8 protein-coding genes and 1 tRNA gene are annotated in these 12,828 nt (G+C 33.9%); 3 read left to right on the top strand and 6 right to left on the bottom strand.

The annotated features are described in order from the left end of the window. Window positions 1-43 precede the first annotated feature (43 nt). Window positions 44-2,230 carry a glutamine synthetase III family protein gene (locus tag PXD56_RS05200; RefSeq protein WP_276492257.1) on the bottom strand — a complete coding sequence of 729 codons (2,187 nt, stop codon included), beginning with the start codon at window positions 2,228-2,230 and terminating at the stop codon, window positions 44-46. A 186-nt stretch (window positions 2,231-2,416) separates the two neighbouring features. Between PXD56_RS05200 and PXD56_RS05195 the strand changes: the two genes are divergently transcribed. Continuing rightward, window positions 2,417-3,439 carry a glutamine synthetase beta-grasp domain-containing protein gene (locus tag PXD56_RS05195; RefSeq protein ID WP_276492256.1) on the top strand — a complete coding sequence of 341 codons (1,023 nt, stop codon included), beginning with the start codon at window positions 2,417-2,419 and terminating at the stop codon, window positions 3,437-3,439. Window positions 3,440-3,520: 81 nt separating this feature from the next. Here the strand turns inward: PXD56_RS05195 and PXD56_RS05190 are convergent, their stop codons facing one another. Further along, entirely contained in the window at window positions 3,521-4,459 is a 939-nt protein-coding gene (locus tag PXD56_RS05190) for a calcium/sodium antiporter (RefSeq protein ID WP_276492255.1), read from the bottom strand. Between the two features lie 578 nt (window positions 4,460-5,037). Between PXD56_RS05190 and PXD56_RS05185 the strand changes: the two genes are divergently transcribed. After that, window positions 5,038-5,190 carry an SsrA-binding protein gene (locus PXD56_RS05185; protein ID WP_276492254.1) on the top strand — a complete coding sequence of 51 codons (153 nt, stop codon included), beginning with the start codon at window positions 5,038-5,040 and terminating at the stop codon, window positions 5,188-5,190. Here the strand turns inward: PXD56_RS05185 and PXD56_RS05180 are convergent. Further along, window positions 5,187-5,699 (bottom strand): adenine phosphoribosyltransferase, encoded by a 513-nt coding sequence (locus PXD56_RS05180; protein ID WP_276492253.1) that lies wholly within the window; start codon window positions 5,697-5,699, stop codon window positions 5,187-5,189. The genes PXD56_RS05185 and PXD56_RS05180 overlap by 4 nt on opposite strands. 76 nt (window positions 5,700-5,775) lie before the next feature. Here PXD56_RS05180 and PXD56_RS05175 point away from each other — a divergent pair. After that, a tRNA-Arg gene (locus PXD56_RS05175) sits at window positions 5,776-5,849 on the top strand. Between the two features lie 233 nt (window positions 5,850-6,082). Here the strand turns inward: PXD56_RS05175 and PXD56_RS05170 are convergent. The 3 genes from PXD56_RS05170 to PXD56_RS05160 form a co-directional block, all read right to left on the bottom strand. Further along, the gene (locus PXD56_RS05170; protein WP_276492252.1) at window positions 6,083-7,660 is read right to left on the bottom strand and encodes a solute:sodium symporter family transporter; all 1,578 of its coding nucleotides are present in this window, start codon (window positions 7,658-7,660) and stop codon (window positions 6,083-6,085) included. Between the two features lie 91 nt (window positions 7,661-7,751). Further along, the gene (locus PXD56_RS05165) at window positions 7,752-8,627 is read right to left on the bottom strand and encodes an inositol oxygenase family protein (protein ID WP_276492251.1); all 876 of its coding nucleotides are present in this window, start codon (window positions 8,625-8,627) and stop codon (window positions 7,752-7,754) included. 142 nt (window positions 8,628-8,769) lie between these two features. Next, window positions 8,770-12,804, bottom strand: coding sequence for a hybrid sensor histidine kinase/response regulator transcription factor (locus PXD56_RS05160; RefSeq protein ID WP_276492250.1), 4,035 nt, complete (start codon window positions 12,802-12,804; stop codon window positions 8,770-8,772). Window positions 12,805-12,828: the final 24 nt, after the last annotated feature.

Here is a 12,828-nt window from a genome sequence, read left to right as displayed (position 1 = left end):
ACAGCTTAATAATTCCCTCAATTTTATTTATTATTAAAAAAGACTACTCAATAAATAACAATTCTCTGTACTTAGTTAATGGCCACAACCTATTGTCCATTAATTTTTCTAGCTTATCACTATGCGTTCTTATTTCTGAAAAATATGGTTTTACATTATGGCAATATGCATCGGCTTTCTTTTTAGTGTCTTTCAAAGCATTTGCTTTTTTACGGGCATCTGCCATAGCATCTACCATTTTTTTGATACCTACCACATGTTCTGCAATATCTTCGATCATGGTCAACTGTCCTTCAGAGAACTTCTTATGCGCCGCACCATAAATCTCTTTTAAACCAGACACATTTTCAACTAGTTTATTTTGATATTCCAATGCTGCCGGCATAATATAACCGTACACCAGTTCATTATACACCCTACCCTCTATCTGTAAATGCATAATGTAATTCTCCAAATCTACCTCTTGGCGCGCACTGACCTCTACTTGGCTCATTACGTTCATTGATTCGAACAAGGCTATACTATCTTTAGAAGATAAAATTTCTAGAGCCTCTGGAGTATTTTTATTATTACTTAATTTTCTTCTTTTGGCTTCATTTTCCCACTCCGTGCTATACCCATCACCATCAAAACGAATACGTTTAGATGTTTTTATATACTCACGCAATACATTAAAAACAGCTTCATCTTTCTTTAAGCTTTTCTTATCGATCAAAACATCAACTTCCTTCTTAAAATCTTTTAATTGTTTTGCTACTATGGTATTTAAAATGGTCATTGGTTTGGCACAGTTCATTTTTGCACCTACGCCACGCATTTCAAATTTATTTCCGGTAAAAGCAAAAGGAGATGTTCTGTTACGATCGGTATTATCCATCAAAATTTCAGGGATTTTACCTACTACGTTCAGCTTTAGCTCTGTTTTTTCTTCAGGAGATAATTTTCCTTTAGAAACCCCTTCTAATTCATCTAAAACATTGCTTAATTGTGAACCTACAAAAATTGAAAATATGGCTGGTGGGGCTTCATTTGCACCTAAACGATGATCGTTACCTGCAGATGCTATTGAAGAACGTAAAAGCTCTTCATAAGTATCTACAGCTTTAATCGTATTTATAAAGAAGGTCAAAAATTGAAGATTTTTCATTGGTGTAGAACCCGGGCTCAATAAATTTACCCCGGTATCTGTTGCCAAAGACCAGTTGTTATGTTTACCAGAACCATTAATACCTGCAAATGGTTTTTCATGAAAAAGCACTTTAAAATGATGTTTATCAGCAATTTTATCCATTACATCCATCAATAATAAATTGTGATCAATGGCAAGATTGGCCTCTTCAAAAACAGGTGCTAATTCAAACTGATTTGGAGCCACCTCATTATGTCTTGTCTTAACAGGAATTCCTAGTTTGGTACATTCTTTTTCTAAATCGCTCATGAAACTCAATACACGACTTGGTATCACACCAAAATAATGATCATCTAGCTGCTGCCCTTTAGCCGGAGTTTCACCCACCAAAGTACGACCCGTCATCATTATATCTGGTCTAGAATGCGCCAGTGCCTTATCGATCAAAAAATATTCTTGTTCCCAGCCTAAAGTTGCATTGACTTTTGTTACCGTTTTATCAAAATACTTGGCAACGGCAGTAGCCGCATCATCTACCGCACTTAAAGCTCTTAAAAGAGGCGCTTTGTTGTCCAAAGCTTCACCCGTGTATGAAACAAAAATAGTTGGGATGCATAATGTTGTACCATAAATAAATGCTGGCGAAGAAGGATCCCAAGCAGTATAACCTCTAGCTTCGAACGTATTTCTAATTCCGCCACTTGGAAAACTTGAAGCATCTGGTTCTTGCTGCACCAATTGGCCTCCACCAAACTTTTCTAAGGCAGTGCCATCTGGCAAAAGATCAAAAAATGCATCATGTTTCTCTGCCGTTGAACCTGTTAATGGTTGAAACCAATGTGTATAATGTGTAGCTCCCATACTAATTGCCCAACCCTTAATGGCCTCTGCCACTTGATCTGCAATTTTTCTATCTATTTTAGATCCTGATACCATAGCACCTTTTAAACTCTCTAAGGCATCTTTGGTAAGGTATTGCAGCATTTTCTTTTCATTGAACACATTAACACCGAACAAATCTGATCGTCTTCCCTTCTCCTCAATAGCAATGCTATTTCTCTTTTGACTTTCGGTTATAGCAGTAAATCTTGATGACTTCATATCTAAATTCATTATTAATTTAGCAAAATTACGTTCAATAAATATAAATATGACAAAATACCCGATAAAAAATAGGGGTATAAAACAATAAATTTAATTTTTTGACATTAACCCCCTAAAAAAACGCAACCAAATCATAAAAAACATATTTTTGTTTGTCTTTTATTAAAAAATAACGAACATATTATGGCCAAAATTAAATTAGAATACATCTGGTTAGATGGATACTTTCCAACTCAAAACATGCGAAGCAAAACAAAGGTTGAAGAGCATGAAGATTTTAAAGGAACTCTTGAAGAATTAGGTAACTGGTCTTTTGACGGATCATCTACAAGACAAGCCGAAGGTGGATCTTCAGATTGTTTGTTAGTACCTGTAGCTATATACCCAGATCCAGCTAGGATCAACGGTTATTTGGTAATGACAGAAGTAATGAATGCTGACGGAACACCCCACGTTTCTAACGGTAGATCTACTATTGATGATGAAGATCAAGATTTCTGGTTCGGTTTTGAGCAAGAGTATTTCATTATGGATACTAAAACACAATTACCATTAGGTTTCCCTATTGGTGGTTATCCTGCTCCACAAGGTATGTACTACTGTTCAGTTGGTGGTAAAAATACACACGGTAGAGGTTTAGTTGAAGAGCATGCCGATTTATGTATCGATGCAGGTTTAAACTTTGAAGGTATCAATCAAGAAGTTGCTTCTGGACAATGGGAGTTTCAATTATTCGCTAAAGGTGCTAAGAAAGCAGGTGATGAAATCTGGATCGCTAGATATTTACTTGACAGATTAACTGAAAAATATGGTTACTACATAGATTACCACCCAAAGCCATTAGGAAAAGATATGGATTGGAATGGATCAGGTATGCATGCCAACTTCTCTAACACTGCTTTAAGAACTAGTGGTAGTAAAGATGTTTACGCTGCAATCTGTGAGTCTTTCAGACCATTTGTAAAAGAACACATTGCTGTTTACGGTGAGTTTAACGACCAACGTTTAACAGGTTTACATGAAACAGCTTCTATTAATGATTTCTCATGGGGTATCTCAGATAGAGGTGCATCTATACGTATTCCATTAATTGCTGTCGAAAAAGGATATAAAGGATGGTTAGAAGATAGAAGACCAGCTTCTAACGGTGATCCATACAAAATTGCAGCTAGAATTATTAAGACCGTAAAGTCTGCAAAGATCTAATACCAAATTAATTGTCGATTATACTAAAAACGCCTTGGATATTTTTCCAAGGCGTTTTTTATTTGTTTTTGCTCAACCAACTTATGAGATGGTGACATATACAAATGCCAAATAAATTGAAACAAGTACCAGACCATCTCTCCAACCCAATCTCAATCCTTTAGGTATAAAAACTAGCGGTAATATTAAGAATGAAATACCTAACATCCAGAAAATATCATTGGTCAATAAGCCTTGGTCCATGACCGATATGGGTGTTATAATGGAAGTGATTCCTAAAACTGCTAACAGATTAAAAATATTAGAACCTATTAAATTCCCTAATGAAATTGCTTTTTCCTTTTTCACCACTGCAATTATAGATGCTGCAAGTTCAGGAATACTTGTACCGACAGAAACTATAGTTATTGCTATTACACGTTCACTAACTCCGAATGCGGTTGCCATACCTACCGCTCCACTAATTAGCAGCTCAGAACCGCCCCAAAGTGCCCCACCACCTAATCCTAAGAACAATGCTGTCTTATACGTAGGCATCATAACATCTGGCTCATCTTCTTCATCAATGACCGCTGGCTTTTGAAACCGCAATAGATACACTAGAAAGAAAAACAGAAAGACCACCATAACAATACCCTCATATTGCTGAATTACACCATCGAAATAAATAAAGAAAAAGAAAAGTAAAGAAGCAATCATCATTACAGGCCAATCTGTAGTATAAAAACTTTTACTTACATCTATAGGACTAAGCAAAATAGTAATAGCAAGTACCAACCCTAAATTAGCGATATTTGAACCTACCACATTACCAAGTGCCAAATCAGGAAAACCATCTAAAGCGGCGTTTATACTTACTATAAGCTCTGGCGCTGATGTAGCAAAAGATACCACCGTCATACCTATTACAATTTTAGGTATTTTAAGCTTTAACGATAAATCGACCGCAGCTTTCAATAGCCAGTTACCCCCTGCTATTAGTAATACTAACCCTCCAACTATAAATAAGAAATCTTGCATGAAAAGAATTTTGACAAATATAATTAGAAGATATGTGACGGCACATGACAATTGATGTCATCTATAACCTAAAATAGCACCAACTAATTATTAAATTACGATGTACTTAAAACATTGCACATTTCTATAAAGTAGAATGGAATGACACTTTTTAAGCTATTTTACTGAATTTTAGGTCTACGATTTTTAAATACCACTCAAAAATAGCCTACAATTATTACAAACCAATACTAAAATCATAATTATACTTACATAAATAAACTTATTTATAGAATACGTGTTATTTATTATAATGTATATAATTTATACACTTACATATTAGTATTCAAAATCATTATTTTATCAATTTTTATTTGTGGGAACACTACTACAATGATATCTTTCGAAAACAATCTAAAATTATCAACCACTAAAACTTTAAAATATGATTACTTTAATAAAACTTCTTGTTGTCTTAATCTTAAGTATAATCGTAACCTTGGTTTACCACTAAACATTTTTTAAGAAATTACATTCATAGCTACTTAACGACTTGATCAAGCGTTAAGTAATTTATGTATTTTTATAAAAATTTTAAATTGAAAAAGAAGCTCTACAAATTAATAGCCAAGCTAAATAAAGCCATATTACCTTCTTACAGTAAACAGCAATTAGATTTATCCAAAGCTAGCAAATTACAAATGGCTCTTATTGGTTGGCGCTATTTTATTACCAAAAAAGCGTTGGACTAGTATTTAACCAGAGATTTCACGGCATAATCGCTAATTTTAGAAACGCCTTCTAAAAAAGTAAGTTCAATTAGAAAATTACACTGAACTATTTCTCCACCCAATTTTTCTATTAAATTACATGTTGCTTTAGCAGTACCACCTGTCGCCAACACATCATCATGTATTAACACCTTATCCCCTTTCTCAATACCATCAATATGAATTTCTAAGGTATCCGTACCATATTCCAAATCATAAGTTTCACTCAAAGTGGTAGACGGCAGCTTACCAGGTTTGCGTACAGGTACAAAACCAGCATTTAATTTTTGAGCCAACATAGGTCCAAATATAAAACCTCTGCTTTCCATACCAACCACCTTGTCTATCTGCTGACCATTTAACAAATCATGCAATGCATTTGCTGTTTCATGAAGTGCTTTAGGGTTCTGAAGTAATAAAGTTATGTCTTTAAAAACGACTCCTTCTTTAGGAAAATCAGGCACATCTCTAATTAAGCTTTTAAAATCCATTTAATATTGTGTTCTTTATTTTGTGGTAAATGTAAAAAGAAATATATTTGCACCCCGCTAAGGGAAAAATCAAAATGGCCTCGTGGCGCAACTGAATAGCGCACTTGATTACGGCTCAAGAGGTTACAGGTTTGAATCCTGTCGAGGTCACAAAAACAAAACCCTGCAAATTTTAATATTTGCAGGGTTTTTTAGGTTTTATAAGGCATAATTCTCAATGAAGAGTGTATTAAACACGGAGCTCTGGCACCATTTTATAGACTTAAACGCCTGTTGAAATTAAAATACCTTGAAATTATAGTTACATATTTCGTAATTGAATTGTTTCTAGTTTTACTAATTGAGTACGACATAAACCTTAATCCGCACCAAAAAACAACCTATTAATTTGTACCCAATAGTACATATATCACTACGGTAATAATACATAAGATAATAGCCATAGGCTTTGTATACCTCCATTCTTTCATTTCCACATAATCATGATCTTCTTCTATTGTTCCTTTATGATTAGGATAGAAATATGAAACAATGAACATCACCAATACATTTAGAACAAATTCAATTCCCCAAATATGTACAAAATGAATATCAACCTTGAACACAAAAGTAGTTAAGATGTAGAACGTTAAACCAACAAGCAAAGCTACTTTGGCAGCCATGGCAGATACTTTATTCAGAAAGAAACCTGCTAACATAATCGAAGCTATCGGTATAAAGAAAATACCGTTTAATTGCTGTAATAGCTGATAAAGTCCGTCTGGCGCATTTGCCACCATAGGCGCTACCAGAATAGCAAACACCGCAAGAATGGTAGATGTAATTTTCCCTATTCTTACCAATTTTTTATCGCTTGCATTCTTACCAAAATGCCGTTTAAAAACATCTATACTGAAAATAGTTGCAGCACTGTTCAATACACTATTAAAAGTGCTTAGCACGGCTCCCATAATAATTGCAGCGAATACACCAACAAAACCAATAGGCAAAACCTTTTTAACAAGCTCAGGATAGATCATATCTTGATTGTCATAAAGAGAATCACCAAAATAGTAAAAGGCGATTACACCAGGTAGAATAATGATTATAGGGACTAAAATTTTTAAAACTCCCGTAAAGAGAAGACCCTTTTGTGCCTCTACCAAATTCTTGGCACCAAGGGCTCGTTGAATAATGGTTTGGTTCATACTCCAGAAATATAGCTGATTAATGATAAGCCCTGTAAAAAGCACTTCAAATGGTAGTACAGAGTCTTTAGCCCCAATAACATTAAATTTCTCTGGGCTATGGTTGTATACTTTAGACAAACCATCAAATAGATTACCATCACCTATACCAAATAAAGCTATAATAGGTATTGCCAAACCACCGATTAACAAACCATAGCCATTAATCGTGTCTGAAATGGCAACAGCTTTAAGACCACCAAATATGGCGTATATAGAGCCAAGAATACCTATACAGACCACAGTGATCCACAACCCTTGTTCTTTTGAAACATCAAGCACTTCTGATATATTAAAAATACTTTCAATATTGATTGCACCGGTATAAAGTACAATTGGCAGCAATGTTATAATGAAGGAAACCATTAAAAATAGCGCTACCAAAGTTCTAGTGGTGCTGTCAAACCTTTTTTCTAAATACTCGGGTATCGTGGTCAATCCCATTTTTAAATATTTGGGAACAAAATATATAGCCGCCACCACTAATGCCAATGCAGATGTTATCTCCCAAGCAATTATGATGAACCCGTTTTTATAAGACGAGCCGTTCATACCTATTAAATGTTCAGTAGAAATATTTGTCAATAACATTGAGCCGGCAATAACCACGCCCGTTAAACTTCTTCCTCCAAGAAAATATCCGTCCTTAGAGTCCAGTTTTTCTTTTCTTAGTTTAAACCATGAATAAAAGGCAACAAAGGCGGTAAACGCAATAAATGTAATAGCGGTATACATAGGTAGATTGGTTGGTTTTGAAAATATTAGGTAAAAAAAATGCTCTAGTAGAATATGCTAGAGCATTGCTAAACTCAAATAATTAGAACAACTAAAAATTTAACTTCTCCGGTAAATATTTTGCTACCAATTCTTTATAATAAGGAAGTAATTCTTTTGCATCTGGTGGAACAGGCGCTTTTGAATATAAATCATATGGGTTAAATTTCTTTACCCATTCAAACATCTCAATATCTTTTGCTGTCATTAAATGTTCGTAATCATTTTCTCTATGTTGTGAGTAGAAAGAATGATAACGAATCATGTACAGTGCCGGTTCTGGCAAATAATCTTTCATGATCTGATATAGATACTCATCATGCCCCCAGCTCATTTTTACCTTATCCAATCCGCAATTAGGTTCATAGACACCATATTTTGTATTGTATTTTTCGTTGGTAGCATCGGGGTTTGCACTGAAAAATTCTGGATATACTATTTTATCGGAATAGGCACAACCAACAGGGAAGGTATCACCAACTACCGCCCATTGTGGTTCTCCAAAAAGGCAAAGTATTTTACCTAGGTCATGTATAAAACCGGTAAGTACAAACCAATCTGGATGCCCGTCTGCTCTTATTGCTTCAGAAGTTTGCAATAAATGCTGCAATTGATCAAGGTCAATATCTGGATCACTATCGTCTACCAGGGTATTTAGGAAATCCACCGCTTCCCAAATAGACATTTCTTTTTTATTGAACTGCAAAAACTCCTTCTCTTTTTCAACTACAAAATCATAGGTTTGAAATTGATGGTTTATTTTATAGAATTCTTTGACAGTATCTAACCTTTCTGAGTCCACGTAATTTCTAAACTCTTCTTTTTCTTTTGTGATTTCTTCTGGATTAGGGTATCTCTCTAATAAGTTATCTTCCCAATCGTCGATATCAGCCATGGGGTTGTTCTGTTTATTGAAGGCATTTTCCATAAAGTTGTAATTAGTTTTTGAGTAAGTTGATATGATATCCTAAAAATATCTACATGCAATGTATATCAATTAAGCCAAAACAAGATGGATAATATTGTCATAAATATGGATAATCAAAAAAATAATTAACATCTAAAACATTCTATTTCAACAATTTACTAGGTGGAAAGCCAAACTGTTTTTTAAAACATCTACTAAAGTAAAGTGGATCATTAAAGCCTATTAAATCTGTTACTTCTGACACGTTATACTTTTTAGTCTTTAGCAGTTGTGCAGATTTCTTTAATCTAATGGTTCTAATAAATTCGTTTGGTGCCAAATCTGTTAGTTCTTTAATTTTACGGTACAATTTTGAGGAACTCATACCTAATTCTTGACAAAGGTAGTTGGTGGTTAAATCAACGTCATCAATATTATCCTCAATAATCTGGGTGATTTGTTCCATTAATTCTTTGTCTATGGGAGAATGTGTAAGCAGCCCCACTTCACTCTCTACCTCGTCAGAAAACTTTGCCTTAAGTTCTAATCGTGTTTTAATGGTATTTACGATTACCGATTTTAATAACGACGGATCAAAAGGCTTTACCAAATAAGAATCTGCACCAACATCATACCCTTTCACCTTGTCCTCGTTTTCAGACAGCGCCGTTAGTAGAATTACAGGAATATGACTTATAAATTCGTCATTCTTTAATTCATTACAAAATTCTAAACCATCCATAACCGGCATCATAACATCTGCTACGCACAACATGGGTTTGATCTTTCTACATAGCTGTAATCCTTCTTGACCGTTTTCTGCCTCATAAACCTTGTAGTAAGCAGATAAATAGTCAATAAGATATTTTCTTAGTTCAATGTTATCTTCAATGACCAGTACCTTATCTTTTATCTCGGTATTTGTGGTTTTCCTTTTTACGGGAACATATGTTTCTGGCTCTTCTACCTCTTTATTTGAAATAAATTCAAAAACCTCTTTTTTAGAATAGCTATTTCTGGTTATAGGAATTTCTACGGTAAATGTACTGCCTTCATTAGGTTTACTTTCAACAACGATTGTTCCTTTATGTAATTCTACAAGAGATTTCACCAAAGAAAGGCCAATACCTGACCCAGTATTATTTTCTTTACTATTTGTAGCTTGATAAAAACGGGTAAATATTTTTTCCTGGCTTTTTACGGGTATACCTATACCGTCATCACTCACTTCAATGACCAACATTTCACTATTGGTTTCTTTGAGCTTTATAAACAGATCAACATGCCCATATTTATTGGTAAACTTTATGGCGTTAGATAAAAGGTTATACAGAATCTTGTCAAACTTGTCTCTATCTATCCAACCAAACAAATCCTCTACTTCACTATTAATATTTAATTCTATTTGTTTGTTGTAAGCGAACTCTTTAAAAGACTCGAACGTGTTCATCGTAAACATTAAAATATCTGTTTTAGATACTTTTAGTTTTAGTTCCCCGGTTTGCGCTTTTCTAAAATCAAGAACCTGATTTACCAAATTAAGTAACCTACTAGCGTTTTGGTGTATGAGATTAAACCTACTCTTTTGGTATTCGCTACTGTTCTCACTACTTTCTTCCAATAGTTGTTTAGCCGGACCCAAAATCAATGTTAACGGTGTTCTCAACTCATGAGAGATATTTGTAAAAAAGCGAAGTTTCTCATTATTCAATTTTATATCACGCTCTCTATTTACCTTTTCTGTAACCAGTTCTTGCTTTAATCGCAACCTGTTCTTCATTTCTCTTCTTATCAAATAAATGATTAAAATGAACAATGCCAAAAAGAGTATTAAAGCTTGATATGTTAACCAAAAAGGAGGTGTTATTGAAATTTGATATGAATTTACATCACTCCAAAAACCATCACTGTTGCTTGATTTTATTTTAAAAGTATAATCTCCTGGAAACAAGTTTGTATACTGTACCGTTCTAGAATTGCTTGTAGTAGATATCCAGTTTTCGTCAAAACCTTCTAACATATATTCAAACCTATTGAGCTTTTCGTTAACGTACGATGGTGCAGAAAATTGAAGTGAAAAATTTCTATTCTTATAATCTAAGCTTACGTTCTTGGTCTCGTTTAAGTCTTTTTCTAAAGGTATTTGACCATTAATTTCAGTACCCGGATTTATTACCTCGTTCTGAATCTTAAATTCGGTAATCATAGGTTTTTTAGCAATCTTATTTTCACTGATAGCATGCGGTGAAAAATAAATAATACCATTTTTACCTCCTAAATATATATTTGAGTTTTGAAAATTATAGAAACCGCTAGAACTAAAGACATCTAATCTATTACCACTTTTAACATCGTAAATATTATAACTTTTTAAGTTAGATTTTAGCCTAGCGACACTATTGCTATTTAGGTTAAACCAAATATCACCATTTGTGTACGTGAGCATATCGGTTATCCATTTATCCCTAAGTTCAACGGGTTCTTCTAACGGTTTAAATTTATTCTCCTTGAAATCAAAAAGACTAATACCTTTTCTGGTCGCAGCCCATAAACGATTTTCATTATCTAACATGATGTCACTAACATTATCATGCAACAAACCTGGTTCTGGTGAACTAATAGATGTATAATATTCAAAAGTATTTTTATCCTTCAAAAAATGAACAACACCTGTTTCTGTAGCAAACCAAATATTGGCATCGTTTTGTTTGACAATTTCATTGATTTGGTACCCTTGCAAGATTACATCTGTACCGATTACCTTTTTTAAGGTTTTAGTATCTAACAACATGGCGCCTTCACCAAAAGACCCCAATATTAACTGATTCTCATCTAAAGCCTCAAAAGCAAAAATTGGGGATTGTTCAAAACCAACAGAAATTTCTTTGGCAGTGTTATTTTTGTAGTTATACACCAAAAGATTTCCGTTCCATAAACCACAGTAAAATATAACACCATCTGTAGAATAAATACTTGCTACATCTTTTTGACTATTATAAAGTGGTAAAAAATCTTCATCTTCAGAAATAAATAGTCCGTTATGCCTAGTTGCCACAACCACTTTATTATCAAAAGTTTTACTAAACCCACGTATTCTAGGTACCTGATTATTAATATGCAGCGAAATATCCTTATTGCTATTAAACTGATTTTCAAATGGATCATACTTATCCAAACCATCTTCAGTACCTATCCATAGCACCCCTGAAGCATCAAAAAACAAAGCTGATACCAAGTTGTCCACTAAAGAAGTATCATCAGGGAGTACGGAATAATGCCATTTAAACTCACCCTCTTCAATATCTTCTAATTGATCACAAACAATTAAACCACCAAGTGTACCTACCCAATATTTCCCGTCTGGCGCTTGTGCTACAGAAAGAAAATAAGGTCCTAGACCTTCTTTAATTTCAGTATCCTTAATTTCTAGATTATCAAATTTATTGGTCGTTTTATTTAGCTTGTACAGACCTTCTCTTGTACCTATAAAAATATCTGATTTTGCGTCTTCATATATAAAATTCAAATATGGATTCTTCTCCACTGAATTTATTATAGATAGGTTGTAAATGTATTTTTGAACAATTTCCCCTTCTGCACCAAGCGTTAGTTTTGCAACACCTCCAGATTCGTAGCTACCAATCCAAATATCATCGTTCTTATCTTCAACAATTTCTTTAATGTAATTGAAATTCTTTATTTCAACCTTATTGAAAACATCTGTATTATGGTTTAAAATATAAAGTCCGCTGTTCTTTGTACCTACCCAAATTCTTTTAAACTTATCTACAAAAACAGAACGTATTTCACCCTCTGGTAAACTATTAGGATTGTTCTCATCTGGCAAAAATGTTTTAAAAGTATAGGTGTCGGTCTTAAAAAGAGACAAACCGTTTCTAGTTCCTATCCATAAATTATTAGATTCCTCATCTAGTTCTAAAGCTGTAATATCGTCGTTATGCAGTTTTGTTTTATCAGTAGAAGAACTTAAATAAGATTTAAACTCATAGCCATCAAATCTATTTAAACCGGCAAAAGTACCCAGCCATAAAAAACCGTGCTTATCTTGAACAATGTGGCGGACGGCATTATGAGACAACCCATTATCGTCATTATAGTGTTCAAACTTAATATCTTGGGCAACCAGACATTTTACAAAAAATAATACGCTGATAAATATGCCTAGAAAATTTCGCATGCGTTGTTTTGAGTAGTTGAGTTA

This window comes from Maribacter zhoushanensis (assembly GCF_029350975.1).
GTDB classification, from domain to species: Bacteria; Bacteroidota; Bacteroidia; order Flavobacteriales; family Flavobacteriaceae; genus Maribacter; species Maribacter zhoushanensis.
This window is presented reverse-complemented; position numbering and strand designations above follow the sequence as displayed.